Origin of the sequence: Streptomyces hilarionis (genome assembly GCF_024539675.1) — a bacterium.
Classification (GTDB): domain Bacteria; phylum Actinomycetota; class Actinomycetes; order Streptomycetales; family Streptomycetaceae; genus Streptomyces; species Streptomyces hilarionis.
Genome location: NZ_JAHHIT010000134.1, coordinates 1 through 26,439 on the forward strand (window position 1 = coordinate 1; position 26,439 = coordinate 26,439).

The 26,439-nt window shown below is 74.6% G+C and carries 24 protein-coding genes, 1 other RNA gene and 1 pseudogene; 14 read left to right on the top strand and 12 right to left on the bottom strand.

Annotation, left to right across the window (positions count from 1 at the left end):
* The coding region (locus KMS84_RS28460; protein WP_256919325.1) for a sensor histidine kinase at positions 1 to 1,378 on the bottom strand (1,378 nt) is incomplete at its 3' end.
* 365 nt (positions 1,379 to 1,743) lie between these two features.
* On the opposite strand from KMS84_RS28460, the gene chsH3 reads away from it, so the two are divergent.
* From chsH3 to KMS84_RS28475, 3 genes are read left to right on the top strand one after another with little or no spacing between them, the layout of a single operon-like run.
* Positions 1,744 to 2,601: an enoyl-CoA hydratase ChsH3 gene (gene chsH3, locus KMS84_RS28465; protein ID WP_256919326.1), complete on the top strand. Its 858-nt coding sequence runs from the start codon at positions 1,744 to 1,746 to the stop codon at positions 2,599 to 2,601.
* A 59-nt stretch (positions 2,602 to 2,660) separates the two neighbouring features.
* Entirely contained in the window at positions 2,661 to 3,737 is a 1,077-nt protein-coding gene (locus KMS84_RS28470) for a Zn-dependent alcohol dehydrogenase (RefSeq protein WP_256919327.1), read from the top strand.
* A 14-nt stretch (positions 3,738 to 3,751) separates the two neighbouring features.
* The gene (locus KMS84_RS28475) at positions 3,752 to 4,699 is read left to right on the top strand and encodes a 3-oxoacyl-ACP reductase (RefSeq protein WP_256919328.1); all 948 of its coding nucleotides are present in this window, start codon (positions 3,752 to 3,754) and stop codon (positions 4,697 to 4,699) included.
* A 118-nt stretch (positions 4,700 to 4,817) separates the two neighbouring features.
* Here KMS84_RS28475 and KMS84_RS28480 read toward each other — a convergent pair whose 3' ends face one another.
* Positions 4,818 to 4,988 (bottom strand): hypothetical protein, encoded by a 171-nt coding sequence (locus tag KMS84_RS28480; protein ID WP_256919329.1) that lies wholly within the window; start codon positions 4,986 to 4,988, stop codon positions 4,818 to 4,820.
* 97 nt (positions 4,989 to 5,085) lie between these two features.
* Positions 5,086 to 6,381 carry a hypothetical protein gene (locus KMS84_RS28485; RefSeq protein WP_256919349.1) on the bottom strand — a complete coding sequence of 432 codons (1,296 nt, stop codon included), beginning with the start codon at positions 6,379 to 6,381 and terminating at the stop codon, positions 5,086 to 5,088.
* Between the two features lie 218 nt (positions 6,382 to 6,599).
* Here KMS84_RS28485 and KMS84_RS28490 point away from each other — a divergent pair, with 218 nt between their 5' ends.
* From KMS84_RS28490 to KMS84_RS28500, 3 genes are read left to right on the top strand one after another with little or no spacing between them, the layout of a single operon-like run.
* Positions 6,600 to 7,466 carry a Nif3-like dinuclear metal center hexameric protein gene (locus KMS84_RS28490; protein ID WP_256919330.1) on the top strand — a complete coding sequence of 289 codons (867 nt, stop codon included), beginning with the start codon at positions 6,600 to 6,602 and terminating at the stop codon, positions 7,464 to 7,466.
* Positions 7,463 to 8,206, top strand: coding sequence for a zinc ribbon domain-containing protein (locus tag KMS84_RS41145; protein ID WP_306425495.1), 744 nt, complete (start codon positions 7,463 to 7,465; stop codon positions 8,204 to 8,206). Before KMS84_RS28490 ends, KMS84_RS41145 begins: the two co-directional genes overlap by 4 nt.
* Before the next feature lie 25 nt (positions 8,207 to 8,231).
* On the top strand, positions 8,232 to 9,590 hold the full coding sequence (locus KMS84_RS28500) for a bifunctional RNase H/acid phosphatase (protein WP_256919332.1): 1,359 nt from the start codon (positions 8,232 to 8,234) through the stop codon (positions 9,588 to 9,590).
* On the opposite strand, the gene eda is transcribed toward KMS84_RS28500, so the two are convergent.
* From eda to KMS84_RS28515, 3 genes are all read right to left on the bottom strand, one after another.
* On the bottom strand, positions 9,565 to 10,230 hold the full coding sequence (gene eda, locus KMS84_RS28505; RefSeq protein WP_256919333.1) for a bifunctional 4-hydroxy-2-oxoglutarate aldolase/2-dehydro-3-deoxy-phosphogluconate aldolase: 666 nt from the start codon (positions 10,228 to 10,230) through the stop codon (positions 9,565 to 9,567). The genes KMS84_RS28500 and eda overlap by 26 nt on opposite strands.
* 135 nt (positions 10,231 to 10,365) lie before the next feature.
* Positions 10,366 to 11,148 carry a peroxide stress protein YaaA gene (yaaA, locus tag KMS84_RS28510; RefSeq protein WP_256919334.1) on the bottom strand — a complete coding sequence of 261 codons (783 nt, stop codon included), beginning with the start codon at positions 11,146 to 11,148 and terminating at the stop codon, positions 10,366 to 10,368.
* A gap of 85 nt (positions 11,149 to 11,233) precedes the next feature.
* The gene (locus KMS84_RS28515; RefSeq protein ID WP_256919335.1) at positions 11,234 to 11,392 is read right to left on the bottom strand and encodes an aromatic-ring hydroxylase C-terminal domain-containing protein; all 159 of its coding nucleotides are present in this window, start codon (positions 11,390 to 11,392) and stop codon (positions 11,234 to 11,236) included.
* Between KMS84_RS28515 and KMS84_RS28520 the strand changes: the two genes are divergently transcribed.
* The 4 genes and pseudogenes from KMS84_RS28520 to rnpB all read left to right on the top strand — a co-directional run bounded on the left by KMS84_RS28520 (position 11,379) and on the right by rnpB (position 13,865).
* Positions 11,379 to 11,522: a hypothetical protein gene (locus KMS84_RS28520; RefSeq protein ID WP_256919336.1), complete on the top strand. Its 144-nt coding sequence runs from the start codon at positions 11,379 to 11,381 to the stop codon at positions 11,520 to 11,522. The genes KMS84_RS28515 and KMS84_RS28520 overlap by 14 nt on opposite strands.
* Before the next feature lie 192 nt (positions 11,523 to 11,714).
* Positions 11,715 to 12,536, top strand: a complete 822-nt coding sequence (locus KMS84_RS28525) for a helix-turn-helix domain-containing protein (protein ID WP_256919337.1) — start codon at positions 11,715 to 11,717, stop codon at positions 12,534 to 12,536.
* A gap of 57 nt (positions 12,537 to 12,593) precedes the next feature.
* Positions 12,594 to 13,397 (top strand): annotated as a pseudogene (locus tag KMS84_RS41925) (DMT family transporter); the annotation flags it as partial.
* Positions 13,398 to 13,464: 67 nt separating this feature from the next.
* An RNA gene (rnpB, locus tag KMS84_RS28535) (RNase P RNA component class A) lies at positions 13,465 to 13,865 on the top strand.
* A gap of 118 nt (positions 13,866 to 13,983) precedes the next feature.
* Here the strand turns inward: rnpB and KMS84_RS28540 are convergent.
* A complete protein-coding gene (locus KMS84_RS28540; protein WP_256919339.1) occupies positions 13,984 to 15,459 on the bottom strand; it encodes an amino acid permease in 1,476 nt (491 codons plus the stop codon).
* Between the two features lie 196 nt (positions 15,460 to 15,655).
* On the opposite strand from KMS84_RS28540, the gene KMS84_RS28545 reads away from it, so the two are divergent.
* Together KMS84_RS28545 and KMS84_RS28550 are read left to right on the top strand one after the other, a co-directional pair.
* On the top strand, positions 15,656 to 16,402 hold the full coding sequence (locus KMS84_RS28545; protein ID WP_256919340.1) for a FadR/GntR family transcriptional regulator: 747 nt from the start codon (positions 15,656 to 15,658) through the stop codon (positions 16,400 to 16,402).
* 22 nt (positions 16,403 to 16,424) lie between these two features.
* Positions 16,425 to 17,897 (top strand): APC family permease, encoded by a 1,473-nt coding sequence (locus tag KMS84_RS28550; protein ID WP_256919341.1) that lies wholly within the window; start codon positions 16,425 to 16,427, stop codon positions 17,895 to 17,897.
* Between the two features lie 79 nt (positions 17,898 to 17,976).
* Here the strand turns inward: KMS84_RS28550 and KMS84_RS28555 are convergent, their stop codons facing one another.
* The 5 genes from KMS84_RS28555 to KMS84_RS28575 all read right to left on the bottom strand — a co-directional run bounded on the left by KMS84_RS28555 (position 17,977) and on the right by KMS84_RS28575 (position 24,534).
* Positions 17,977 to 20,184 carry a bifunctional serine/threonine-protein kinase/ABC transporter substrate-binding protein gene (locus KMS84_RS28555; RefSeq protein ID WP_256919342.1) on the bottom strand — a complete coding sequence of 736 codons (2,208 nt, stop codon included), beginning with the start codon at positions 20,182 to 20,184 and terminating at the stop codon, positions 17,977 to 17,979.
* A complete protein-coding gene (locus tag KMS84_RS28560) occupies positions 20,184 to 22,562 on the bottom strand; it encodes a bifunctional serine/threonine-protein kinase/ABC transporter substrate-binding protein (protein ID WP_256919343.1) in 2,379 nt (792 codons plus the stop codon). The genes KMS84_RS28555 and KMS84_RS28560 overlap by 1 nt, the downstream gene beginning before the upstream one ends.
* Positions 22,562 to 23,410 carry a hypothetical protein gene (locus KMS84_RS28565; RefSeq protein WP_256919344.1) on the bottom strand — a complete coding sequence of 283 codons (849 nt, stop codon included), beginning with the start codon at positions 23,408 to 23,410 and terminating at the stop codon, positions 22,562 to 22,564. The genes KMS84_RS28560 and KMS84_RS28565 overlap by 1 nt, the downstream gene beginning before the upstream one ends.
* Positions 23,411 to 23,555: 145 nt before the next feature.
* Positions 23,556 to 23,936: a MazG-like family protein gene (locus tag KMS84_RS28570; RefSeq protein ID WP_256919345.1), complete on the bottom strand. Its 381-nt coding sequence runs from the start codon at positions 23,934 to 23,936 to the stop codon at positions 23,556 to 23,558.
* A 52-nt stretch (positions 23,937 to 23,988) separates the two neighbouring features.
* Entirely contained in the window at positions 23,989 to 24,534 is a 546-nt protein-coding gene (locus KMS84_RS28575; protein ID WP_256919346.1) for a DoxX family membrane protein, read from the bottom strand.
* Positions 24,535 to 24,786: 252 nt separating this feature from the next.
* Here KMS84_RS28575 and KMS84_RS28580 point away from each other — a divergent pair, with 252 nt between their 5' ends.
* The gene (locus KMS84_RS28580; protein WP_256919347.1) at positions 24,787 to 25,113 is read left to right on the top strand and encodes a nuclear transport factor 2 family protein; all 327 of its coding nucleotides are present in this window, start codon (positions 24,787 to 24,789) and stop codon (positions 25,111 to 25,113) included.
* Between the two features lie 352 nt (positions 25,114 to 25,465).
* On the top strand, positions 25,466 to 26,439 hold a 974-nt coding region (locus KMS84_RS28585), incomplete at its 3' end, for a D-alanyl-D-alanine carboxypeptidase family protein (protein ID WP_256919348.1).

Consider the following 26,439-nt stretch of genomic DNA (forward strand, 5'->3'; position numbering starts at 1 on the left):
CCCCCGCCCCTGCCCCGGTATGCGGGCCGTCGTCCGGCGTCTCGACGCGCGCTCCCTGCGGTGTCCCGGCGCGCGCCCCCGGCGGCGGGTCGTCCGCCGGCTCGACCGGCAGGTGCGCCGTGACCGTGAAGCCGCCGCGCGGGCCCGGGCCCGCCGTCAGTGACCCGCCCGCCGTCGCGAGCCGCTCGCGCAGGCCGGTGAGGCCGGTGCCGCCGACCGGCGCGCACGCCTCGCCGCCGGCGGCCCCGCCCTGGCGACCGTGGCCGTCGTCCGTGACGGTCAGCCGGATCCGCTCGGGGGCGGCCGTCACCGCGATGCGGCACCGGGTCGCGCCGCTGTGCCGGACGACGTTGGTGACCGCCTCGCGCACCACCCAGCTCAGCAGGGCCGAGCTCTGCGGGTCCGGCGGCGGCCCGGACCGGGTCACCGACGGTTCGACGCCCGCCGCCGTGAGCGCGGAACGGGCCCGGTCCAGCTCGGCGGCCAGGCTTCCCTCGCGGTAGCCGGTGACCGCCTCCCGGATCTCGGTCAGGGCCTGGCGGCCGACCGCCTCGATGTCCGTCACCTGGGCGAGAGCCGCGTCCATGTCGCGCGGGGCCAGGCGCCGGGCCGCCTCCGACTTCACCACGATCACCGACAGGGTGTGGCCGAGCAGGTCGTGCAGATCGCGCGAGAAACGCAGCCGCTCCTCCTCCACGGCCCGGCGGGCCAGCTCCTCACGGGCCGCGCGCAGCTCCCGCACGGCCTCGGAGAGGGACAGGATCGCGGCCGTCACCATCGTCGACAGCCAGGTGGCGTAGGCGATCGTGAGGCCGTCCCAGCCGTCGTGGACGGCGGACACGGTCCCGGCCACCGCGGCCAACGCCGTGCCCACGGCGCGCAGGTGGGGACCGCGCAGGGCCGCGCCCGTCGCGAGGCCCAGCAGGGGGAAGAACAGCAGCCAGCTGTCGCCGTAGACGAGCGCGAGCCCGCAGGTCACCAGGGCCATCAGGGCCAGCGCCACCCGCGTGGAGGTCGCCCGGCGGGTCTCCTTCACGAAGGAGCGGAAGGAGACGTAGATGTAGAGGGAGTTGAACGTCAGCAGGCCGAGGCCGCCGATCCACGGGTTCGGGGTCTCGCCGTGGAAGAGGTTGGAGATCGCGCCCATCCCCATGAGCAGCCACGGCATCAGCGTGAAGCCGCTGGCGGGCGGACCCGCGTCGTCCGGGACCCGGCCCGCCCGGGGCCCGCTCCCGCGGTCCGCCCGGTACCGTTCCTTCAGACGCTCCTTGTCCGCCTTCCACTGCCGCTGCTGCTCCCGGGCCTCCCGGAACGCCGAGCGCCAGGCGGCCCGGCGGCACGTCTGCGCGCGCCGCCGGTCCTCGAACGATCTTGTCATGGTGCCGTTCCCCCGTCGTCCGTCGTCCGTGTCACCGCACCGCCCCACCGGGGCGGTGCGGCCGGGTTCGACGCTACGGTCCCGGACGCCTCCACGGCAGGGCCGGGATGTACGGACCCGGCCGGTACAAATGTCACCGACGGCTGAATCTGACATACCGTCAGGTGTCGGCCGTCGGGTCTCTTCACAAGTGCCGGGGCCTGGGCTATACAGGGGGTCGCCGCACTGGAACGCGTTCTAGATCTGTTCCTGTTCCGTGGAGGACGCGTTCCGCGGCCCGTGGCGACCTCGGTGCGGCCGATCGGTGCGGACGGCCGTGCCGAGGTCTCGACACGATCCGAGCGATCCGAGCGATCAGGAGCCCCATGCCCATCGACGCAGCCAAGGCGCTCGCCGCCGAACCCCGGACCGGCGAGATCGCCTGGGACCGCCGGGACGTCCAGCTGTACCACCTCGGCATCGGCGCGGGCGTCCCGGCCACCGACCCCGACGAACTGCGGTACACGCTGGAGTCGCGGCTGCACGTCCTGCCGAGCTTCGCGACGGTCGCGGGATCCGGCTCGCCCGGCGTGATCAGCGGACTGTCCATGCCCGGCGTCGAGGTCGACCTCGCCCGCGTCCTGCACGGCGGCCAGCGCCTGGAGATCCACCGCCCGCTCCCGGTCGAGGGCCGCGCCACCGCCACCGGGCGCATCGCGGGCGTGTACGACAAGGGCAAGGCGGCCGTGCTCGTCATGCGCACCGAGGTCGCCGACGCGGACGGGCCGCTGTGGACCAACGACGCGCAGATCTTCGTCCGGGGGGAGGGCGGCTGGGGCGGCGACCGGGGACCCTCCGCCCGCCTCGACCCGCCCGCCGGCGATCCCGACAAGGAGGTGGAGCGCTCCCTCCGCGAGGACCAGGCCCTCCTCTACCGGCTCTCCGGCGACTACAACCCGCTGCACGCAGACCCGGAGTTCGCCAGGTCCGCCGGGTTCGACCGGCCCATCCTGCACGGCCTGTGCACCTACGGCGTGACGCTCAAGGCGGTCGTCGACACGCTGCTCGACGGGGACGTCACCCGGGTGCGCGGCTACGCCACGCGGTTCGCCGGGGTGGTCTTCCCGGGGGAGACCCTGCGCATCCGGATGTGGCGCGGCGAGGGGACGGTCCGGGTGGCCGTCGGCGCCGTGCAGCGCGACGACGCGCCGGTCCTCGCCGACACGATCGTCGAACACGCCTGACCACCGTCACCGCCTCCTGCACCACCCAGCATCCGAGGGGATCCGAGGGGAGCCGCACCATGCGCGCAGCCGTACTGCACGAGATCGGTCAGGACAAGCTGGAGGTCCTCGACGACGTCGAGGCGGTGGGCTTCGGCCCGGGCCGGGTCAGGATCCGGGTGCGGGCCACGGGGCTGTGCCACTCGGACCTCTCCGCGATGAGCGGGGTGCTGCCGCAGCCCGCGCCGTTCGTGCCCGGCCACGAGGGTGCGGGGGAGATCCTGGAGGTGGGGGAGGGCGTCACCCGGGTGAAGCCCGGCGACCGGGTGGTGGTCTGCTGGCTGCCGGCCTGCGGGGCGTGTCCCGCGTGCGGACGCGGTCAGACCGAGCTGTGCCTGGCCGGGTTCATGAACGCCGGCACGCCCAACTTCCGCCGTCCCGGCGGGGACGTCTTCGGCTTCGCCGGCACCGGGACCTTCGCCGAGGAGGTCGTCGTCGACGCGGGCTGCGCCGTTCCGATCCCCGACGACGTCCCCTTCGACATCGCCGCGCTCATCGGGTGCGGGGTGACGACCGGACTGGGCGCCGCGCTCAACACCGCCGACGTGGAAGCCGGTTCGTCGGTCGCCGTCATCGGCTGCGGAGGCGTCGGCATCTCCGCGATCCAGGGTGCGCGGCTCAAGGGCGCCGCGGAGATCGTCGCCGTCGACCCGGTCGCCTCGCGCCGTGAAGCGGCGCTGAACTTCGGCGCCACGAAGGCCGTTCCGCCGGAGGAACTGCCCGGCGCGAAGCAACTCGTCACCGGCGGCGAGGGGTTCGACTACGTCTTCGAGGTCGTCGGCCGCTCCTCGACCGCGCGCACCGCCTACGAGAACACCCGGCGCGGCGGCACCCTCGTGGTGGTCGGCGCGGGCGCGATGGACGATCACCTCCAGCTGAACATGTTCGAGCTGTTCTTCGACGAGAAGCGCATCCTGCCCTCGATGTACGGCGGCGGTGACGTCCTGCGCTCCTACGAGCGGACGATCGCCCTGTGGCGGGCCGGCCGGATCGACCTGTCGGGCCTGATCACGCACCGGGTGGCGCTCGCCGAGATCAACGAGGCGCTCGACCAGATGCGCACCGGCGCGGCCCTGCGCACGTGCATAGAGATCTGAGGAGGGCCGCCCGGATGACAAGGCCACTCGAAGGGCTCGCCGCGATCGTCACCGGCGCCGGGCGCGGGCTCGGCCGGGCCGAGGCGCTGGAACTGGCCAGGCTGGGGGCGTCCGTCGTCGTCAACGACTTCGGGCAGCCCGGTCGCGACGGTTCGGGCGAGGCGTCCGCCGCTCCCGCCGAGGAGGTGGCCCGCGAGATCAGGAAGGCGGGCGGCGCCGCGCTCGCCCACACCGGGGACGTCGCGGACTTCGCCCAGGCCCGGCTGCTCGTCGAGGCGGCGATCGCCGAGTTCGGCAAGCTGGACGTGCTCGTCAACAACGCGGGCATCCTGCGCGACCGCATGGTCTTCTCGATGGCCGAGGACGAGTGGGACGCCGTCGTCCGGGTCCACCTCAAGGGCCACTTCAACACGACCCGGTTCGCCGCCGCGCACTGGCGTGAGCGCTCCAAGGCGGCGGGGGCGCCGGTGTACGGGCGGATCGTGAACACCTCGTCGGAGGCGTTCCTCGCCGGGTCGGCCGGGCAGCCCAACTACGCGGCGGCGAAAGGCGGGATCGTCGGGCTGACGACGTCCACGGCGCTCGCGCTCGCCAAGTACGGGGTGACGGCCAACGTCATCTGCCCGCGCGCCCGCACCCGGATGACGCAGGACGTCTTCGCCGGGCTGTCCGGGGCGGACGGCGAGGGGCTGGACCCGCTCGCTCCCGAGCACGTCGCCCCGCTGGTCGGCTATCTGGCCTCGCCGGCCGCCGCGCGGATCAACGGGCAGCTGCTGGTGGTGCACGGCGGCATGGTCGCCGTCGTCGAACGGCCGCGTGTGCGAGCCAAGTTCGACAGCAAGGACGACACGTTCGGCTACGAGGAGCTCGACGCCGTCCTCGGCGCGCACTTCGCGCAGCGGCCGGCCGGGGAGACGTTCGCGGCGGCGGAGGTGCTGGGGTTGCGGCGCGGGGAGGCGTAGGGCATGCGGAAGGGGCTCCGGTCGTCCATGGACGACCGGAGCCCCTTCGGTGTGCCTGTGGCGCCGTCGGACAGCCGTCGCAGCCGCATGGCGGCGGTCAGGCGGCCGTCGGGCCGGCTCAGACTGCCCTCTCGGCCCTGTCCTCGGTCCGGTTCTCGGCCGGCTTGCGGTGCCGGCCGTGTGGGGCCGAGTCGCCGTCGTGGACCGAGACCGGTCCCCGGTGCCGGCCGTGACCGGCCGTGTCCTGGGAGTCGGTGGACGGCGGCCGCATCGTGCTGGTGTCGTTCATCGGAAAAGTTCACCCCGTCAACATGATCTTTCTTTACAGCCGGGCGATTTTATCCAGTGCACCGAGGAGCTAATCCAGGCGGCCACGCCAACCGCAGCTACTTCGTTACAAGGCCGCTCAACGGGGCCTGTTGGAGCGGGATCGGACGGGGTGCGCCGACCGCCGACGGACCCGGCCGCGGTGCATGCGCCGAGGGCGCCGAGTCGTCGTCGGCGGCCGCCTCGGGCGGGGCCGCGACGGGGGCGCAGAGCGGCGCCACACCGCAGGGCTCGGCCGCGGTGGCGTACGGCAGGCGCAGCACGCCCTGCGGCGTCCACAGCCCACTGCCCGCCAACCAGCCGTCAGGAGCGGCGAGTTGGAGCAGTCGGCGCTCGCCCGGGCGCCAGACGCCCACCCAGGCGCCCAGAGGGCTGTCGATGCGCAGCGCCACCGCGCAGGCCTCGGGCAGCAGCAGCTGGCCCGGCTGGATCGCGAAGGGGGTGAGCACGAGATCGGGCAGCCGCAGGCACTCCGGGAAGCGGACCGGCAGCGTGCTGCCGAGGACCCCCCAGCCCAGGCGGGTCTCTCCCGGCGAGGGGGCGTCGGAGGCGATGAGCAGCAGACCGCTGTCCGGGTCGGCGAGCAGCAGGCGGTCGTCGCTGTCGTCGGCGATCTGTAGCAGGGGGGACACTTCGCCACCGCGCTCCAGGTCGACCACGACCGTCTTGGTCCGGCCGGCGACCTCCCGGTCCAGCGCGAGCATGCGTCCCGTGCGGTCCAGCCAGACGCCGCCGGAGCAGCGGCCGGGGATCTCGGCGAGGTGCTCGGGGCCGAAGGAGCCGCCCGCCACCAGCCACACGGTCGTCGTGAAGGGGCCGACGGCCAGGGCGTACGCGCGTTCCCCGCAGGGGGCCGGCGGCAGCAGGCGCAGCCGGGCCCCCTCGTCGGGGCACTCGACCGCGCCCAGCGGCAGCTCGCCCGTGTCCGGGCCGGTGGGGTACAGCAGGGAGAAGGCGTGCCGGCCGTCCGTGAACCGCCGGATGAGGACCCGGCCGTCGGCCATCGGGTGCACCTCGGTGCCGGGCTCCTCGGGCTGGTTGCCCGGGAGCGGCACGGCGTAGGGCTCGGGGCCGTCCAGGGTCCAGCGCTCCGGGAACCAGGAGTCGCCGTCGCCGCTCCGGGCCAGGCGGGCGGCGTAGGCGCCGTTCGCCGTGATCACGCAGTTCCCGTGCGGCGCGGGCTCGGGGGCCCGGCCGTCCGCGGCGGGCTCCCACGCCCCAGCGGGCTCCCACGCCCCAGCGGGCTCCCATGCCCCAGCGGGCTCCCCGGACACGGCGGGCTCCGTCTCCGGGCCGGGCGCGGGCTCCGCGCCGGGCCCGGACTCCGCGGTGGGCCCGATCGCACAGGCCGGCATCGGCGTCGGCATCGGCATCGTGGTGTCACCTCCGCCGCCGAAGCTAGTTTTCGCACGCGCGGGCGTGGGACCGACGAGCGGCCTACTTCCCTCGAAGGAGTGGCGCAGAAGCGATTCGCCCGAGGTCGGAGGAACGGGTGTGCATCGCCGGCCCGTCTCCTGGGGCGGGGCGGCACGGGCGGTACTGGTGTCCGGAGGGGACAGGTAGCCTTTTGCTCGTGCCCCGTCTGTCTGAAGTCATCGCCGCGCTCGAGACCCTGTGGCCCGCCGAACGGGCCGAGTCCTGGGACGCGGTCGGCACGGTCGTGGGCGATCCCGGGCAGGAGGTCTCCCGGGTGCTGTTCGCGGTCGACCCCGTCCAGGAGATCGTCGAGGAGGCCGTGAAGCTCGGCGCCGACCTGCTCGTCACCCACCACCCGCTGTATCTGCGCGGGACGACGACCGTCGCGGCCTCGACCTTCAAGGGCCGCGTCGTGCACACCCTCATCAAGAACGACGTCGCCCTGCACGTCGCCCACACCAACGCCGACACCGCCGACCCCGGAGTCAGCGACGCCCTCGCCGGCGCCCTGGACCTGCGCGTCGTCGGCCCCCTGGTGCCGGACCCGACCGACGGCGAGGGGCGGCGCGGCCTCGGGCGCGTCTGCGAACTCGACCATCCGGTCACCGTCCGCGAACTGGCCGCCCGCGCCGCCGAGCGGCTGCCCGCCACCGCGCAGGGCATCCGCGTGGCCGGCGATCCGGAGGCGCTCGTGCGGACCGTGGCCGTCAGCGGCGGCTCCGGCGACAGCCTCTTCGCGCAGGTCCGCGCGGCCGGCGTCGACGCCTTCCTCACCGCGGACCTGCGCCACCACCCGGCGTCGGAGTTCATCGCGGCCGGCGCCGACCGTCCTCTCGCGCTGCTCGACGCGGCGCACTGGGCCACCGAATGGCCCTGGTGCGAGCTGGCCGCGTCCCAGCTCGACGAGATCTCCGACCGGCGGGGATGGGACCTCAGGGTCCACGTCTCCCGCACGGTCACCGACCCCTGGACCGCCCACGCGGCGTCCGACTCCACCTCTAGCTCAACGGGAGCCCCCAACTGAACGCCGAGCCCGCCGACCAGATCCGACTCCTCGACGTCCAGGCCCTCGACGTCCGTCTGCAGCAGCTCGCGCACAAGCGCAGGTCCCTGCCCGAGCACGCCGAGATCGAGTCGCTGACCAAGGACCTCACGCAGCTGCGCGACCTCCTCGTCGCCGCGCAGACCGAGGAGGGCGACACCGCCCGCGAGCAGACCAAGGCCGAGCAGGACGTCGACCAGGTGCGCCAGCGCGCCGCCCGCGACCAGCAGCGCCTCGACTCCGGCGCCGTCACCTCGCCCAAGGACCTGGAGAACCTCCAGAGGGAGATCGTCTCCCTCGCCAAGCGGCAGGGGGACCTGGAGGACGTCGTCCTGGAGGTCATGGAGCGCCGCGAGAGCGCCCAGGAGCGGGTCGCCGAGCTGACCGAGCGGGTCGGCTCCGTCCAGGGCAAGATCGACGACGCCACCGCGCGCCGGGACGCGGCCTTCGAGGAGCTCGACGGCGAGGCCGCCACGGTGACGAAGGACCGCGAGGTCATCGCCGGGTCCGTCCCCGCCGACCTGCTCAAGCTCTACGACAAGCTGCGCGAGCAGCAGGGCGGCATCGGCGCTGCCAAGCTCTACCAGCGCACCTGCCAGGGCTGCCGCCAGGAGCTGGCGATCACCGACATCAACGAGATCCGCTCGGCCGCGCCCACCACGGTGGTCCGCTGCGAGAACTGCCGCCGCATCCTGGTGCGCACGTCCGAGTCCGGTCTGTAGTCGCGCAGCTGAAAGGCCTGTTGTCGTGCGGGAGTTCATCGTCGAGGCGGACGGCGGGTCACGGGGCAACCCGGGGCCCGCGGGCTACGGCAGCGTGGTGATCGACGCGGCGACGGGGGAGACGCTGGCCGAGCGCGCCGAGTACATCGGCGTCGCCACCAACAACGTCGCCGAGTACCGGGGTCTGGTGGCCGGTCTGCGGGCCGCCCGTGAACTCGACCCGTCGGCCAGGGTGCGCGTGCGCATGGACTCCAAGCTCGTCGTCGAGCAGATGTCGGGCCGCTGGAAGATCAAGCACCCCGACATGAAGCCGCTCGCCGCGGAGGCGGCCCGGGTGCTCCCGCCCGGGCAGGTCGCCTACGAGTGGATCCCGCGCGAGCAGAACAAGCACGCCGACCGGCTGGCCAACGAGGCGATGGACGCGGGCAAGCGGGGCGAGCAGTGGGACGCCGGCGCGTCGAGGGCCGCGCTCGACGCCCGAACCGCCGCGGCCGCGCCCGTTCCCGAGCCGTCCGGGCCGCCCGGCGACGCCGCCGCGGGCGCGGCGAGGGCCCGCGAGGCGCTGACCCGGACCCGCCGCGACGCCGGTGCCGCGCCCCAGCCTGCCGACGCGCCGCAGCCCGCCGACGCCGGGTCCGCCGACGCCGTCGCCTCCGATGTCCGCGCCGCCGGTGCCGTCGCCGGCGTGGGCGACGTCGCCGCGTCCGGTGCTCCCGCCGCCGACGCGCCCACCGTCGGCTGGGGCGCGGCCCCCGACCTCGGGGCGCCCGCGACCTTCGTCCTGCTGCGGCACGGCGAGACGCCGCTCACCCCGCAGAAGCGGTTCTCCGGCAGCGGAGGATCGGATCCCTCGCTCTCGGACGTCGGCCGGGAGCAGGCCGGGCGGGTCGCCGCCGCGCTCGCCCGCCGGGGCACCGTCCAGCACGTCCTCGCCTCGCCGCTGGCCCGCACGCGGGAGACCGCCGGGGTGGTCGCGGCCCGTCTCGGGCTGGAGGTCACCGTCGACGACGGACTGATCGAGACGGACTTCGGCGCCTGGGAGGGGCTGACCTTCGGCGAGGTCCGCGAGCGCTACCCCGACGACCTGAACGCCTGGCTGGCCGACCCGGAGGCCGAGCCGACCGGCGGCGGCGAGAGCTTCGCGGCGACCGCCGTCCGCATCGCGGCCGCCCGCGACCGGCTGGCCGCCGCGTACGCGGGCCGCACGGTCCTGCTGGTCACCCACGTGACCCCGATCAAGACGTTCGTCCGGCTCGCCCTCGGCGCCCCGCCCGCGTCCCTGTTCCGCATGGAGCTGTCGGCCGCGTCGCTGTCGGCGGTGGCCTACTTCGCGGACGGCAACGCCAGCGTCCGCCTGTTCAACGACACGTCCCACCTGCGGTGAGGCGGGAGGCGGTGCGGGCGAGATCCTCGATCAGGGGCCAGTCCCGCGCCGCGACCGTCTCCGCCGGGACCATCCAACTGCCGCCCACACGGCAGACGTTGGGCAGGGCGAGGTACTCCGGCGCGTTGTCCGGCCCGATGCCGCCCGTCGGGCAGAACCGGGCCTGCGGGAGCGGCCCGGCGAGCGAGCGCAGATAGGCCGTCCCGCCCGCCGCCTGCGCCGGGAAGAACTTCATGTCCCGCACACCCCGTTCCAGCAGGGCGACGACCTCCGACGCGGTCGAGACCCCGGGCAGGAAAGGAAGCCCGCAGGCGCGCATCGCCGTCAGCAGAGCGTCCGTCCAGCCCGGGCTCACCAGGAAGCGCGCCCCGGCCCGCGCGCACGCCGTCACCTGCTCCGGCGAGATCACCGTCCCGGCCCCCACGACCGCCTCCGGCACCGTCCCGGAGATCTCCCGGATCGCGTCGAGCGCGGCCGGCGTCCGCAGCGTCACCTCGATCGCGGACAGGCCGCCCGCCACCAGCGCCCGCGCCAGCGGCACGGCGTCGGCCGCGTCCTCGACGACCACCACAGGCACCACGGCGGCCGGGGCGAGATCCAGCACCGACGCAGCCGACGACGGGGGCGGGGGTGAGGTCATGCGCCTCATCCTGCCGCCGGGCTGCACCCTGCGCAAAGGTCGTTGCACAGGGTGCAACGTGCGGTGAAGGGGGCCCCGGCGGCCGTCACCGGCCGTCCGCGGCCGGCGAAGGCCGGTGGTGGACGCTCCCCGCCGTCAGTGGATCTCGTCCACCAGGACGTCCAGCGACCACGCGGTCCCCGGCCGCGTCGGCGCGTGCTCCTCGACGGTGTAGCCCAGCTCCCGCAACGCCTCCACCAGCGCTGCCGGGCTCTTCGGCGCGATGCCCGCCGTCAGCAGGCCGCGCACGATTCGCCCCTTCGTCGCCTTGTTGAAGTGGCTGACGACCTTCCGCGTCGGCGCGTGCAGCACCCGTACGCTCGCCGTCCGCCCGGCGATCTCGCCCTTCGGCTTCCACGCCGCCGCGTACGCGGCCGACCGCAGGTCCAGCACCAGCCCGTCCCCGGCGGCCTCGGGCAGCACGGACGCCATCGGCGCACGCCAGTGCGCGCCCAGCGCCCCGAGGCCCGGCAGCCGCACGCCCATGGAGCACCGGTACGACGGGATCCGGTCCGTCACCCGGACCGCGCCCCACAGCCCCGAGAAGACGAGCAGCGACCTGGCCGCGCGCCGCTTCGCCGCGGCGTCCAGCGTGGCCAGGCCGAGGGCGTCGTACAGGACGCCCGTGTAGATCTCCCCGGCCGGCCGCGCACCCGCCGTGCGCAGCCGGACGTTCTTCGCGACCTCGCCGCGCAGGCCCTCGCTCAGCCCCAACACCTCGCAGGCCTTGTCCTCGTCGGAGGCGCACAGCTCGACCAGTTCGTCGAGGACCGCCTCGCGGGCCGCGCCGAGCCCGGGCAGGGAGAGCGCCTCCGGCTTGAGCGGGGCGCCGCGTCCGGAGGACGCCTTGCCTTCGGAGGGCGGCAGCAGGACCAGCACGGGACATCTCCTCACATCGAGCTCAGCAGCACAGCGTACGGCGTGCCGCGGGAGCCCCCCGCCCCCGCGTCGACGAGAGGGCCGGTCAGACGGCGGGCGGGCCGAACCACCGCCGCAACGCGGCCTCCAGCGTGTCCTGCGGGACGTGTTCCGGGCCCGCGGCCCAGACCACGTGACCGTCCGGCCGCACGAGCGGCGCCGTGAGGCCGGGCCGGGTGCCGCTGGAGGGCGTGCGGACGTTCATCCGGCGGGCGGCCGACGTGGTCGACGGCTGTCGGGCGCGGATGGCAGCCGCGTCCGACCTGCTGGAGGCGGCGTTCGCACGTCCGCCGGACGACGCCGTGCCGGTGCGGCCCGCCCGTCCGACGCCCTGACGACCGGGCCCCCGACGGCAAGCGCCGACCCGGCACGCCCCTCCCGGCATGGAACCGCCCCCGAACGCGTTGCTATCTCATAGCCGGAGCCGGAGCCGGAGCCGGAGCCGGAGCCGGAGCCGGAGCCGGAGCCGGAGCCGGAGCCGGAGCCGGAGCGCGCGGGTGAGGGGACGACCGGGGGTGGGGCGACGCATGAACCGTGAACAGGCGTGGTGGACCAGAGCCAGGCTGGGCCGCTGCGGTCCGTCCCTGGACCTGCTCACCGCCCGTTTCCAGCAGCACGTCTACGCGCCCCACGCGCACGAGGAGTTCACGGTCGGCGTGTGCGTGGAGGGGGCGGAGATCATCGCCTACCGCGGCGGCCACATCCGCACCGGCCCCGGCTCCGTCGTCGTCCTCGACCCGGGGGAGACCCACACCGGAGGCCCCGGCGACGCCACCGGCGGCTACGCCTACCGCGCCCTGTACGCGGTCCCCGGCCTCCTCACCGACGGCGTCCTCGGCGGCACGCCCCACTTCCGCGAGCCCCTGGTGGACGATCCCGAACTCGCCGCCGCGCTGCGCCGCGCCCACACCGAGCTGACCGTGCGCCCCGACCCGCTGGAGGCCGAGTCCCGGCTCCCGTGGCTGCTGACGGCCCTGGCCCGACGCCACTCCACGGCACGCCCGGTGTGCGACGCGATCCCCGGCGCCGAGCACATCGCCCGCGCCGTCCGCACCCGCCTCGCCGACGAGCTGCTCGCCCCGCCCTCGCTCGCCGACCTCGCCGCCGAACTGGGCCTGTCCCGCTACCAACTCCTGCGCGCCTTCCGCACGACGACCGGGATCCCGCCGTACGCCTGGCTCGCCCAGTACCGGGTGACCCGGGCGCGAGCCCTGCTGGAATCGGGCCTGCGCCCGGCCGAAGTCGCCGCCCTGGTCGGCTTCGCCGACCAGGCCCACCTCACCCGCTGGTTCCGCCGCGTCCTGGGCGTGACCCCGGCGGCCTACCGCAACAGCGTTCAAGACGCCTGAGCGCGACCGGTCGACACTCCTCCCATGACTGCTCGCGGCTGGTTCCTGTTCTCCCTCATGGGAGTGGTGTGGGGGATCCCCTACCTGCTGATCAAGGTGGCGGTGGACGGCGAGGACGGCCTGTCCCCGTCCGTGGTCGTGTTCACCCGGTGCGCCGTCGGCGCGGCCCTCCTGCTCCCCTTCGCCCTGCGTCGACGCGGCCTGGCCGGCACCGTGCGGACGCGCTGGAAGCCCATGCTGGCCTTCGCGGTCATCGAGATCATCTGCCCCTGGTTCACCCTCACCGACGCGGAACGGCACCTGTCGAGCTCCACGGCCGGACTGCTGATCGCGGGCGTCCCCATCGTGGGAGTGGCCCTGGCGCGCTTCTTCGGCGACACGGAACGACTGGGCGCCCGCCGCATCGCCGGCCTGGCCCTGGGCCTGACCGGCGTCGCCGTCCTCACCGTGCCGCATCTGACCGGCGGAGACGCCCGCTCCCTGGCCGAGGTCCTGGCCACGGTCGTCGGCTACGCGACGGCCCCCCTGATAGCCGCCCGCCACCTCAAGGACGTCCCCTCCCTCCACCTGACGGCCCCCTGTCTGGCCCTGGCGGCTCTGGTCTACGCCCCGGCCGCCGTCGCCACCCGCCCCGCGGAGCTCCCCTCCGCCACGGTCCTGTCGGCTCTCGCGGCCCTGGGCCTGGTCTGCACGGCCGTCGCCTTCGTCGCCTTCATGGAACTGATCAAGGAGGCGGGCCCGACGCGCGCCACGGTCATCACGTACGTCAATCCGGCGGTCGCGGTCGCGGCGGGCGCCCTGTTCCTGGACGAGCCCCTGACGGCGACGATCGTGGCCGCCTTCACCCTGATCCTCGCGGGCTCGGTCCTCGCGACGGCGGCCGGACCGAAGCGCGACTCCCGCCCGGTAACATGGTCGACACGGCAGACGAGCCGGGCGGGCGGCCGCGTGGAGTCCCTCACGGGACTTCCCGAGGAACGTCCGGGCTCCACAGGGCAGGGTGATGGCTAACGGCCACCCGGGGTGACCCGCGGGACAGTGCCACAGAAAACAGACCGCCGAGGGCTCCGGCCCCCGGTAAGGGTGAAACGGTGGTGTAAGAGACCACCAGTGCCCAGGGCGACCTGGGCAGCTAGGTAAACCCCACCCGGAGCAAGGTCAAAAGGAAGCACCCCGGTGCTTCTGCGCGGACGTTCGAGGGCTGCCCGCCCGAGTCCGCGGGTAGACCGCACGAGGCCGGCGGCAACGCCGGCCCTAGATGGATGGCCGTCACCGAGGCCCTCGCGAGAGACCTCGGCACAGAACCCGGCGTACAGCCCGACTCGTCTGCCGCTTCCTGCGTTCGTCGCCTCCGGCGAGGCGGAGCCGCCTCGCCGGGGCGGTCCAAGAAGCGGGAGGGCCGGCGCCCGGTATCGGCGCCGCCCCTCCCGACCGTCGTCCGTGAGCGTCAGGACACGCGAGCCGGGTCGGCGGCTTCCGGGGTCTTGTTCTTCCCCGACACCCGCCCCCGCACCACCGCGAACACCACCACCGCGATGGCCACCGCCGTCGACAGCACCACCTGGTCGCGGCCGCCGCCGTCGGCCGTGTCGGTGAGCATGTAGCCGAGGACGAAGGTGATGAGGGCGATGGTCGCCCAGGTCAGGTACGGGTAGAGCCACATCCGCACGACCAGCTTCTCCGGGGACTCCCGTTCGATGATCTTGCGCATGCGCAGCTGGGAGAAGCAGATCACCAGCCAGACGAACAGGGCGATCGCGCCGGAGGAGTTGAGCAGGAACTGGAAGACCGTGTCGGGCCAGAGGTAGTTGAACGCGACGGCGACGAAGCCGAAGACGACCGAGGCCAGGATGGCGGCGCGGGGGACGCCCCGGCCCGTGGTCCGGCCGAAGGCGGCGGGGGCGTCGTTGCGGCGGCCGAGGGAGAAGGCCATGCGCGAGGCGGTGTACAGGCCCGAGTTGAGGCAGGACAGCACCGAGGTCAGCACGATGGTGTTCATGATCTGGGCCGCGTGCGGGATGCCGATGGAGCTGAGCGCGGCGACGTAGGAGCCGTCCCTGAGGATCGCGGGGTCGTCCCAGCGCAGCAGGGAGACGACGATCAGGATCGAGCCCAGGTAGAACACCGCGATCCGCCAGATCACGCTGTTGGTGGCCTTGGTGACGGCGGCGCGCGGGTCGGCGGTCTCGCCCGCGGCCAGGGTGACGATCTCGCTGCCCATGAAGGAGAAGACGACCATCAGGACGCCGGTGAGGATCGCGCCGGGCCCGTTGGGCAGGAAGCCGCCGTGTGCGGTCAGGTTGGAGAAGCCGCTCGCCGGGTGGTCGGAGCCGGGCAGCAGGCCGAAGATCGCGAGGCCGCCCAGCACGATGAACGCGGCGATCGCGACGACCTTGATGCCGGCGAACCAGAACTCGAACTCGCCGTAGGAGGCGACCGAGGCGAGGTTGGTGGCGGTCAGGACGATCATGACGATCAGGGCCCAGCCCCACTGCGGGACGGCCGGGATCCAGCCGGCGAGGATCTTCGCCCCCGCGGTCGCCTCGACGGCGAGCACCACGACCCAGAAGAACCAGTACAGCCAGCCGATGGTGAAGCCCGCCCAGCGGCCGAGCGCGCGGTCCGCGTAGGCGGAGAACGAACCCGAGGTGGGGTTCGCGGCGGCCATCTCCCCGAGCATGCGCATCACGAGGACGACGAGGACGCCGACCAGCGCGTAGGAGACGAGGATGCCGGGGCCCGCGGCGGCGATGCCGGAGCCGGAGCCGACGAACAGTCCGGCGCCGATGACTCCGCCGATCGCGATCATCGACAGGTGGCGGTTCTTGAGTCCGGCCTGGAGGCCGCCGGACCCGCCGGGCCCGCCGGACGCACCGGCCCCGCCGGGCTCGGAGGGAGGGGTTCTGGGGACGGTTGTGGTCATCTCGACATCCTGGGGAGAGAGCGGACAGGGAGTACGGACCAGGGCGTCTGGAAATTAGTTCAGTACGATCCAAAAGAACAAGACTTGTTTAAGTGTTCACCTTGCTCTATTTTTCGTGCCACGCGGAACCCTCTCTCCAGGGAGCCCTCTGTGGACCACACCGTGACCCCGTTCGGCAGGCCGTTAAGGTGGCGCCGTGGTGAATGCAGCGGGCAAGTTCGGCCCCTACACCGGCTGGGACACACGTGTGCTGGCCGGCCGGGGGCCCACGGGAGCGGAGCTCGTGCGGTCCCGGATCGCCCTGCGGGTCCGGCTGGGCTCGGTGTCGCCGGGGGACCGGCTGCCGGACGCGGGCGTCCTCGGCGAGGAGCTCGGGATCAGTGAGATCACGGTGCGCCGCGCCCTGGAGGCCATGTGTCAGGACGGCCTGCTCGACCGCCGGCGCGGCCGGGCGGGCGGCACCTTCGTCGCGTCCGACTGGGACGCCGTCGTCGCCGTGCTGCACGACGCGGAGGAGGCGGCCGCGCTGGACGCCTTCCACCTGCTGCTGGAGTGCGGGCTCGTCGCGCATGCCGCGGGCGAGCTCACCGGCGAGCGGCCCGGCGACCGGCCCGACGGCCCCTCGGACGAGTCCCCGCAGGGCCCGCTCGACGGGCTGCGGGCGCTGGTCGAGGAGATGGACCTGACCGACGACCCGGCGCAGCTGCTCGAACTGGAGACCCGCTTCCACCTCGACCTCGCCCAGGCGCTCGGCGGCGCCGGGATCCGGGAGTTCGCCGCCGACCTGCTCGGCCGGCAGTGCCTGCTGGGGCCCGCGCCGGACCCCGCGCTCGTGCGGGCCCGCAACCGCTGTCACGCCGACCTGCTCGACGAACTCGCCCGCGGCGCGATGGACCCGGCGGTACGAGCGGTGAAGGCGCACCGGCACGCCGAGCCGCGCTGACCTCTTCGAAGGAGCTGTCGCCATGCCCCACCACGGACCCGTCGGCCCGTCGCCGACGTCGGGTCGCGCCGGCGGCCCGCCCCAGCGGCTGCGCGGCGGCGTCCTCGGCATGGCGGACATCGCCGCCGCCACGATGGCCAACGTCGGCCCCGCCATGAGCTTCTTCTTCGGCTTCGCCTTCCTCGCCACCACGGCGGGCGTCGCCTCCCCGCTCACCATCGTCGCGGCGGGCGCGGCGGTCGCGCTGTTCGGCAACACGCTGGCCGAGTTCTCCCGCGCGCACCCCTCGGCGGGCAGTTTCACCACCTTCGTCGGCAAGACGTTCGGACCGGTCAGCGCCGTCACCACGGCCCTGCTCGCCGGACTGGGCTACATCATCGCCATGGCCTCCGTCATCGCGATCTCCGGCGGGTTCATGCAGATCACCCTGAACCACTACACCGGTCTCGACCTGCCGTGGATCATCTGGACGGTGCTGCTGACGGGCCTGTCGGTGGTGCTGATGCTGCGCGGGATCGTCGTGTCCACCAAGTGGGCGGGCTACTTCTTCGGCGTCGAGATGCTCGTGCTGGTCGTGGTGTCGGTCGCGGCGCTCGTCGAACACCGCGGCGACCTCTCCGTGGCGCCGTTCCTGCCCTCCCACCTCACCCACGGCGTCAAGGGGCTCGCCGCGGGCTTCCCGCTCGCGGTGTACCTGTTCATCGGCTGGGAGAACTCGGCGGCGCTGGCCGAGGAGACGGAGAACCCCCGGCGCAACGTCGGCCGCGCCGTGTTCTCCTCCGTCGCGATCATGACGGTGAGCTACATCCTCTTCTCCTACGCCACCGTCACCGGCTTCGGCTACGACGTGCAGCGGCTCGGCGACTCGCGGATCCCGTTCATCGACGTCGCCCAGCACACCCTCGGCGCGCTCGCGCTCCTCGCCTACGTCGGCGGGCTGACGTCCACGCTCGGCGTGCTGGTCGCGGGCATCAACTCCCAGGCCAGGCTGGTGTTCAACGCCGGCCGCGAGGGGCTGCTGCCGTCCTTCTTCGGCTATGTGCACCCCACGCGCCGCACGCCGAACAACGCGATCGTCACCTTCGCCGCGACCGCGCTGCTGATCATCCTCGGCTGGGGTGCGGGGCATGTGCTCGGGGACGACGGGGGGCCGATGAACCCGGTGGTGTTCTTCGCCGAGTCGTCGAGCCTGGGCGCCATCCTGATCCTCGTGGTCTACCTCGCCTCCAACATCGCGCTGCCGCTGTACTACCGCCGGTACCGTCCGCAGGAGTTCCGGGTCGTGCGGCACGTGGTGCTGCCCGCGGTCGGCGCGCTCGCCGTCCTGGTCCCGCTGTACTACCTCGCCAAGCCCGGGCAGCCCGCCCCCTACAGCTGGTTCCCGTACGCGGCGCTGGCCGCCCTGCTGGCCGCCGTCGGCTACGCGGCCCTCCTGGTCCGGCGCGACCCCGGCCTCGCCGAGCGGGTCGGGTCGGTCGTCGCCGACGCGGAGTGAGCGCCGCGCGCGGTGGACTCCGCGTCGACGGGCCGCCCGTTCGTCCTGCCCGGGGCACGGGGAGCGGGCGCCTCCCCGTTCAGGAGACCGCCGCCTCCAGGTACTGGCCGAGGTAGCGGAACGCGCCCCCGGCGACCTCGTACAGGAACATCGCGTCGTCGTTGTAGCCGCGCGACGTGCGGTACCGGACGGTACGGGTGATCCCGGTGTACGCGACCTCGGGCAGCCGGCGGGCGATCGCGCCGCGCTCCCGCAGGGCCGTGCCGTCCTTCGCGCAGGCCGCCGCCAGGAACATCACGGCGTCGTAGGCCTCGGCCGCGTACCGGCCGGGGGCGGCGCCGAACCGGGCGCGGTAGGCGGCGACGAAGGCGCGGGCGGCCGGGCGCGCGGCGGGGTCGACGAACGAGGTGGCGAAGACCCAGCCGGCCGCGGCCGCGCCGGCGGCGGAGAGGAACCGGGGGCCGAAGGCCTGTTCCGTCGCCATACGGACGCCGGTGAACCGGGCCGCCTTCAGCGCGGAGGCGATGCCCGCGGTCCGCGCCGGATCGCCCGTGCACACGACGGCGTCCGCGCCCGAGGACAGCACCGACGCGGCCAGCGCCGCGTAGTCGATCCTCCCGGCGGGGACGCTCGTCAGCGTGGCCTGACGGCCGGCGTTCTGCAGTCCCCGCTGGGTCAGGTCGCACAGGTCCCAGGCGGCGTCGCCCTGCGCCCGGTCGTCCACCAGGAACACCTTGCGCGCGTCGACGTGCCGGCTGAGATAGCGGGTGCAGGGCGCGGCGAGGAGCGTCCTTTCGACGTGCAGCGGCGCGTGGGAGCGGAACTGGCTGTAGCCGAACGACCTGCCGTCGCGCTTGAGGTCCACCGAGACCGTGACCACCGGCATCACGGCCCGGGTGTACGCGGACTCGGTGCGCAGGAAGCACGCGTCGCTGGTGGGCCCCAGCACCGCGAGGACGGAGGTGTCCTTCACCAGCCGCCCGGCCAGGCTCGCGGCCCGCGCCGGGTCGCCGCCGTCGTCGTAGGGGACCAGCTTCAGACGCAGGGGCCGGCCGCTCTGGGCGTTGATCTGCTCGACGGCCAGCCGGGCGCCGTTCAGCTGGGCATGACCGTCGGCCCCCGCCGGGCCGCTCAGGTCGCCCTGGAACGCGACGACCAGCTGCGGACGCGTGCCCGCCGCGGGCGGCGTCGTCGGCGTACCGCGGCGGGTGCTCCACCACCAGGCCCCGCCGCCACCGGCGGCCAGGACCCCGGCCGTCGATCCGAGGCGCAGGAAGCCGCGACGGCGGATTCCCGGTGCGACGGGCGCAGTGGCCCTGACGGCTGTCATCGTCGCGGCGTCCGAGGATTCCGTGCTCGCCGGGGCGGACACCTGGGTCGGCTCGACGGCGTCGAGGGCGAGCACGGCGGCGGAGCGTTCGCCGATCAGGCGGACGACGGGCTCGGGCAGCCAGCTCGCCCCGCCGTCCGGGCCGGAGCCGGCGTCCGCCCCGAGTTCCGCGCGCAGCCGGGCGAGACCGGGACGGCCGGCCGGGTCCTTGTGCAGACAGGCTCGCAGCAGGGCGGCCCGCTCCTGCGGGATCGAGGCGGGGTCCGGTTCCTCGTAGACCGTGCGCAGCAGCATGCCGGCCGCCCCGCCGCCGCCGAACGGGCGCACCCCGGTCGCGGCGAACGCCAGCACGCAGGCCAGCGAGAACACGTCGCTGGCCGGGCCGATCTCCCCGCCCCGCGCCCGCGCCTGCTCCGGCGAGAGGAATCCGGGCGAACCGACGATCACGCCGCTGGAGGTGAGCGCGGTGGCCTCCGGCGCCCGGGCGATGCCGAAGTCGATGAGCCGGGGGCCGTCCGGCGCGAGCAGGATGTTGCCCGGCTTCACGTCGCGGTGCACGAGACCGGCCGCGTGCACCGCGTCGAGCGCCTCGGCCAGCCGCAGGCCCAGCACCCGCACGGAGGCCGGGGCGAGCGGTCCGAAGGCGTCCACCGTCTCGGCGAGCGACGGCCCCGGGACGTACGCGGTGGCCAGCCACGGCGTGTCCGCGTCGGCGTCGGCGTCCAGCAGGGGGACCACCCAGGGGCTGTCCACCCGCCGGGCGACCTCCACCTCGCGGCGGAACCGGGCCCGGAAGCCCGGCTCCTCGGCGTACGAGGCCCGCACCGTCTTGACCGCGGCGACCGCCCCGCCCGGTGCGCGGGCCAGGAAGACGACGCCCATGCCGCCCACGCCCAGCCGCCGCAGCAGACGGTAGCGGCCCAGCCGGGGCGGGTCGCCGGAGCGCAGCGGCTCCATCAGACCGTGAGCGGCGCGGGGCCGCCGTAGACGAAGTCGCCCTGCTCGACCCGCCAGAGGAAGCCGCCGGTGCCGTCGATGGCCATCAGCCCGGTTCTGGCCATCTGGCCCTTCTGCTCGAAGGCGAACACCTTCGTGATGCCCACGTACCTGCCCGTCTGCACGGCCGTCAGCAGGTTCTCGCGGGTCCTGTTCTTCGCCGGCAGCCCGGACAGGGCCTTCAGCAGCATCGACGTCACGTCGTAGGCCTCCGCCGCGTACCGGGGCGGCGCCTCCTTCCAGTGGTCGCGGTAGGCCGCGGCGAACTTCTTCGCCTCGGGCTTGACGGTCGCGTCGATGACGGGGGCCACCATCGCCCAGCCCTCCGCGGCCTCCTGGGCCTGCGTCAGGAAACGGCCGTCGAGCAGCGCCGGGCCGGACACCCGTGCGCCGCGGAAGGCCCGCTGCCGCAGCGCGGCGGCGATCAGCGCCCCGCGGTCGGGCAGGCCGGCGAAGAACACGGAGTCGGCGCCGGCGGAGAGCACCGCGTCGACCGCGGTGCCGAAGTCGCGGCGCATCGCGCTGACCACCTCCGGCACCGGCGGCTGCTGTGCGTTGGCGAGCTGGGTGGCGAGGGCGGTGCCCAGGTCCGTCCCGTAGGCGCCGGCCGGCCGGTCGACGACGAGGCCGACCCGGTGCGAACGCGCCGTCCCGCGAAGGTAGTTGCTGAGGTACACGCCGAGGACCGAGTCGGGCAGCCGGCCGAGCAGGAACGAGCGGAACCCCTGGAGGACGAGGCTGATCGCGCCGGCGGACACGGTGACGACCGGCAGCAGCCCGGCGTCGTACTTCGCGAGCGCCGCCTGCGCCGTGGCGTCGGTCGTCGGGCCGACCACCGCGAGGACCGCCGCGTCGTCCGTCAGCTCCGCCGCGAGCCGCGCCGAGGCCGCCGGGTCGCCGCCGTCGTCGACGGTCCTGACCTTGACGGTGAACGGGGCGTCGCCGCGCGCGTTGAACTCCGCGACGGCCAGCCGCAGTCCGCGCTCCTGCGCCCTGCCCGTGTCCCGCTGCGGGCCGCTGAGGTCGCCGTGCAGCGCGACGGTGTGCACCGGGCGCCGCGACGACGCGGCGGCGGCCGGGCCGTCGTCTTCCGTGCCGCCGTCCCGGGCGGCGGCCCACCACGCCCCGCCCCCGGCCGCCGTCAGCGCGACGGCCCCGCCGGCGAGCAGCAGGAACCGGCGCCGGCCGGCCGGACGGGCGTCCCGCGGCTCCGCCGCCGAGGCGGCCGTCCCGCTCGTGTCGGAGGCCGCCCCGCCGGAGCCGGCCGTCTCCTGCGTCCCACCGGCGTCGGACGCCTCCTCGCGGCCGGGGCGCGGGGGCGCGGAGCCGAGCGCGGAGTCGGACTCGTGCACGGACCCGGACTCGGGGGCGGGGAGCGCGTCGGACGGCGCCCGGGTGTGCTCGATGTCCGGCAGCGCGAGCGCGGCGGCCGACCGCTCGGCGATCAGCCGGGCGACCGGCTCGGGCAGCCACCCGGAGGCCGCCGCGTCACGCGGGCCGCCGTCGGCCGCCGCCGGGAGCCGCGGGTCGCGGTCGACCGCCAGCCGCCGCACCAGGACGTCGGTTCCGGGGCGCCGGGCCGGGTCCTTCTCCAGACAGCCCTCCACCACCTCGCGCAGCCGCGGCGGGATCCCGTCGAGGTCCGCCGGGTCGTGCACGGCCCGGTAGAGCAGGGCGTCGACCGCGCCCCTGCCGAACGGCGCCCTTCCGGTCGCCGCGAAGGCGAGGACGCAGCCGAGGGAGAACACGTCGCTCGCTGGTCCGATGCCGTCGCCGCCCGGCCCCATGGCCTGCTCGGGCGACAGGTAGCCGGGGGTGCCGACGACCAGCCCGGTCGCGGTGAGCGCGGTGTCCTCCGGCGCGCGGGCGATGCCGAAGTCGATGAGGCGGGGCCCGTCGTGCGCGATCAGCACGTTGCCCGGCTTGAGGTCACGGTGGACCAGACCGGCCCGGTGCACCTCGCCCAGCGCCTCGGCCAGCCGGGCTCCGAGCAGCCGCACGCCGGTCTCCGCCAGCGGGCCGTGCGCGGTCACCGCCTCGCCCAGCGAGGGGCCGGGCACGAACGCGGTCGCCAGCCACGGCGCCTCGGCGCCGGGGTCGGCGTCCACCAGCGGCACCGCCCAGGGACTGTCGACCCGCCGGGCGACCTCGACCTCCCGGCGGAACCGCTCCTTGAAACCGGGCTCCTCGGCGTACTCGGCGAGCAGGACCTTGAGCGCGACCAGCGCGCCGCCCGGCGTGCGCGCCAGGTACACCACGCCCATGCCTCCGGCGCCGAGCCGGCCCAGCAGACGGTGGTCCGCGATCCGCGCGGGATCGGACGAACGCAGCGGTTCCATCAGTTCTTCCCCCCGAGCCCGGACTCGATCCGGCTGAGCATTTTGGAGAGCGCCAGCGACGCGAAGTTCGTCAACTCGTCGTCCTTGTAGCCCGTGGCGCCCATCACGGACACCGCCACGGTCACCGAGCCGAGCCGGGCGACGTTCCAGTGGTACGGCTGCGCGCTGTTCCCGGTGAGGTAGGACCCGATCTCCACCACCGAGTCGTCGGCGTAGGTGTTGCCGCCCTGGCCGTACGGAGAGGCGACCGACGCGAGCCCGGAGATCCGCTCGTCGGTGCGAACCTGCTGCTCCCGGCAGCGCAGCGCCTCCTCCAGGGTGGTGGCCAGCTGCTGGTCGGCGGCCTCGACCGTGGTGTGCACGGTGACCGACGAGGTCACCTTCACCGTCCCCTTGCCGCCCGCGCCCGGCAGTTCGCTGTAGCGGGACGACGAGGCCAGGACGCTGCTCGGCAGGGGCCTGCGCTGCCAGCGGCACTCCTCGTCGAGCACCGCGACGGTGCCGGGGGCGCTCGCGGCCGGCCGCTGGGCCCGGAAGCCCGAGCGCCAGTCCTGCGGTTGCAGGACGACCGCCCGCGCCAGGGCGTCGGCCTGCGGTTTCGACCGGGGCACTCTGGCCGGGTCCGCCGTGAACGGTGTCGGTGTCGGCGTCGTGGCGCCTCCGCCCGACGCGGCGGTGGAGGCCGCGCCGGACGCGGACGGCGCCGCGGACCGGCCGGACGCCGACGGGCCCGGCCCGGCCGCCTTGTCGCCCCCCGCGCCGCAGCCGCCCACCAGCAGCGCGACCCCCGCCGCCGAGGCCGCCGCCCGCACCGGCCAAGTCGTCCTGTGTCTGCGTGCGTTGTCCACCGTGCCGCCCCCTCCGCCTCAGCGCCCCCCGCTTCGCGTGCGGTGATCGTACAGAGGCACGCGGACGGCGGACGGGCGGTTCCGCGAACCGGGGAAACGTTCGACACGACCGCCCGCCGGAGGACGGGGCACGACGGACGACCCGTCACGCGGGCCGGTCGTCCGCGTCCCCGGCTCCCAGGGACCGGGCCGCCACCCGCGCCAGGTGGCGCGCGAACACCGCGGGGGCGTCCGGGGTCAGGGTGCGCAGGGCCACCAGCGCCGTGACGACCACGTCGCACAGCTCGGCCTGGACGTCCTCCCAGGTGTGGTCGACGCCCTTGCGGGGGTTCTGGCCGGTGGCGCCGATGACCGCCTGGGCGACCTCGCCGACCTCCTCGGACAGCTTCAGCACGCGCAGCAGCAGGCCCTCGCGGCCGCCGTGCGCCCGGTTGTCGTCCAGCCAGACCCGCAGGGCGTCGACGGTGCCCCACACGTCGGCACCGGCCCACGCGCCGTCCGGGCGGTCGGGGGAAGGGGTGTCCATGACCGCAGCCTGCCAGGTCGCGAGGCCCGCCCGCGGCGGATCGCGTTCCTTGTCACTCGTCGAACAGGGACTCCTGCTCGCCCTCGGTCCTCCTGCGCAGCCGCTGGTTGCGCAGGCCCACCACCACCGCCGTGACGGCCGCCGTCGCACCGAGCGCCGCCGGGACCATCCAGCTGCGGTCGACGGTGTGGCCGAGGGCGTGGTCCAGGGACAGCCGGCCGGGACCGGCGACGGCCAGGCCCGCGGCGGCCAGCCCCAGGGAGGCCGCGTGCTCGTAGCCGCCGCTCGCCGCGAAGAAGCCGTTGGGGGTGTGCACCGCGGACGCGCCCGCCATCGCGCCGGCCGCCGCCGCGCCGGCCGCCGGGGTGGCCAGCCCCAGCGCCAGCAGGGCGCCGCCGCCGGCCTCCGCGAGGCCCGCCGCCGTCGCGCTGGCCTTGCCGGGCGCGTAGCCCACGGACTCCATGAACTGCCCCGTTCCTTCGAGGCCGTGGCCGCCGAACCAGCCGAACAGCTTCTGCGCGCCGTGCGCCGCCAGCACGCCGCCGGTGCCCAGCCGGAGCAGCAGCAGGCCCAGATCACGTCGGTCGTAACAGGTCACGGTGACTCCCTGAACAGACAGCAGGAACAAGCGGAAACGGCCGAAAGGGGGAACGCGAGCGGAAACGGCCGGAAAGGAACGCCAGCGGAAAGCGGGTGGAGCGGGTCGCGAGGTTCGGGCCGCGAGGTTCGGGGTGGAAACGCCGCGGACGCCTCTCACGTGTTTCCACCGTCGCATCCTCCCCACTCGCCCGGCCCCTTCGGGAAGCCGTTCGGGTGGCGGGGCCCGGTCGGCGGTGTGAGTGTGGCCCGTATGGCGATCCAGACCGACAGACTCAGCGACCCGGCCGTGCGGGCCTTCGTCGCCGCCGTCAACGCCCACGACGAGGAGGCCTTCCGCGGTCTCCTGACCCCCGACGCGACCATGGCGGACGACGGCTCCGACCGGGATCTGGCCGAGTGGGCCGACCGGGAGATCTTCTCCTCGCGCGGTCACATCGACGTCACCAAGGAGTCGGCCGGCGGGCGTTCCCTCCTCGCGGACTACCGCAACGACACCTGGGGCGAGATGCGCACCCGCTGGAGCTTCACCGTCGAGGAGGACGGCCGGATCTCCCGGTTCGAGACCGGACAGGCATGACCCGACAGGCGTAACCGGACAGGGGGGCGGACAGGTGCGACCGGTCCGCGCGAGGGCCTTCGGCCGGCTCTTCCGCGGGGGGTGGGCTCCTCCGGCAAGGCGGGGATATTCCCAGGTGAAAGGGGTCGGGTGGCGATTTCCCTTTCGCCTGGTCCCCTTGTACGGTCCGGCAGTGCACGCATTCTCGCGCCGTTCTCCGCAGTCGCTCCCGTACTCCCTCGCGCACCCCCTCCCGCGGTCCGGCCCGGCATCCTCCCCGTCCCCGGCACCGGCAACCTCACCGGCACCCCCCTCGTCTGCGGCCCCGCGCCCGTCGCGGCGCTCGCTGCTCGCGTTCGCGGCCGGGGCGCCGTTGACCGCCGTCCCGCTCGCCGCGCCGTCGGCGGCGGCGTCCGCCCCGGCGGTCGGGGGTGCGCGACTGGCGGCCGACGGGGTCCAGCGGGACGGGGGCGCGGCCCCGCCGGGGAGGCTGACCGCGCGGGCCTGGCTGCTCGCCGACCAGGACAGCGGGGAGGTGCTCGCCTGCTACCGGGCGCATCTGCGTCTCGCGCCCGCCTCCACGCTGAAGATGCTGTTCGCGGACACGCTGCTGGGCCGGTTCGCGCGCACCGAGCGGCACACCGTGACCGACGCCGACCTGGCGGGCATCCCGCCGGGCTCGAGTCTGGTCGGCGTCCGGGCCGGGGTCGCCTACAGCGTCGAGCAGTTGTGGCAGGGCGTGTTCCTGCGCTCCGGCAACGACGCCGTCCAGGTGCTGGCCCGGATGAACGGCGGGGTGGCGAAGACGGTCGCCGAGATGCGGGCGAAGGCGGCCGACCTCCAGGCGCTGGACACCCGCGTCGTCAGCCCGGACGGCTACGACCACCCGGGGCAGCTGTCCTCCGCCTACGACCTCGCCCTGTTCGCCCGGCACGGTCTGAAGAACCCCGACTTCCGCGCCTACTGCGGCACGGGCGCCGCCCGCTTCCCGGCCGGGGGCGGGCGGACCTTCGCCATCGAGAACACCGACCGGCTGCTGTCGGGCACGTACGGGGTGAGGCCGTACCCGGGCCTGATCGGCGTGAAGAACGGCTACACCAGCCACGCCGGCAACACCTTCGCCGGGGCGGCCACCCGTGCCGGACGCACCCTCGTCGTCACCGTGCTGCACCCGCGCAGCGGCCACAACTCCGTCTACGAGGAGACGGCCGCGCTGCTCGACTGGGGTTTCGCGCAGGGGAGTTCGGTCCGGGCGGTGGGCAGGCTGGTGGACGCGTTGAGCGAGGGCGGGACCAGGGTGTCGTCCTCGGGAGCGGGGCCACACGCCGGAGCGCGGGGTTCGTCGGC

Bases quoted from the DNA above. Each gene is read 5' to 3' on its own strand.
- KMS84_RS28475 (WP_256919328.1), top strand. From the start codon at position 3,752: ATGACAAGGCCACTCGAAGGGCTCGCCGCGATCGTCACCGGCGCCGGG.
- KMS84_RS28540 (WP_256919339.1), bottom strand. From the start codon at position 15,459: ATGACCACAACCGTCCCCAGAACCCCTCCCTCCGAGCCCGGCGGGGCC.
- KMS84_RS28470 (WP_256919327.1), top strand. From the start codon at position 2,661: ATGCGCGCAGCCGTACTGCACGAGATCGGTCAGGACAAGCTGGAGGTC.
- eda (WP_256919333.1), bottom strand. From the start codon at position 10,230: ATGACCTCACCCCCGCCCCCGTCGTCGGCTGCGTCGGTGCTGGATCTC.
- KMS84_RS28480 (WP_256919329.1), bottom strand. From the start codon at position 4,988: ATGAACGACACCAGCACGATGCGGCCGCCGTCCACCGACTCCCAGGAC.
- chsH3 (WP_256919326.1), top strand. From the start codon at position 1,744: ATGCCCATCGACGCAGCCAAGGCGCTCGCCGCCGAACCCCGGACCGGC.
- KMS84_RS28570 (WP_256919345.1), bottom strand. From the start codon at position 23,936: ATGGACACCCCTTCCCCCGACCGCCCGGACGGCGCGTGGGCCGGTGCC.
- KMS84_RS28525 (WP_256919337.1), top strand. From the start codon at position 11,715: ATGAACCGTGAACAGGCGTGGTGGACCAGAGCCAGGCTGGGCCGCTGC.
- KMS84_RS28515 (WP_256919335.1), bottom strand. From the start codon at position 11,392: ATGAACGTCCGCACGCCCTCCAGCGGCACCCGGCCCGGCCTCACGGCG.
- KMS84_RS28485 (WP_256919349.1), bottom strand. From the start codon at position 6,381: ATGCCGGCCTGTGCGATCGGGCCCACCGCGGAGTCCGGGCCCGGCGCG.
- KMS84_RS28580 (WP_256919347.1), top strand. From the start codon at position 24,787: ATGGCGATCCAGACCGACAGACTCAGCGACCCGGCCGTGCGGGCCTTC.
- KMS84_RS28560 (WP_256919343.1), bottom strand. From the start codon at position 22,562: ATGGAACCGCTGCGTTCGTCCGATCCCGCGCGGATCGCGGACCACCGT.
- KMS84_RS28550 (WP_256919341.1), top strand. From the start codon at position 16,425: ATGCCCCACCACGGACCCGTCGGCCCGTCGCCGACGTCGGGTCGCGCC.
- KMS84_RS28555 (WP_256919342.1), bottom strand. From the start codon at position 20,184: ATGGAGCCGCTGCGCTCCGGCGACCCGCCCCGGCTGGGCCGCTACCGT.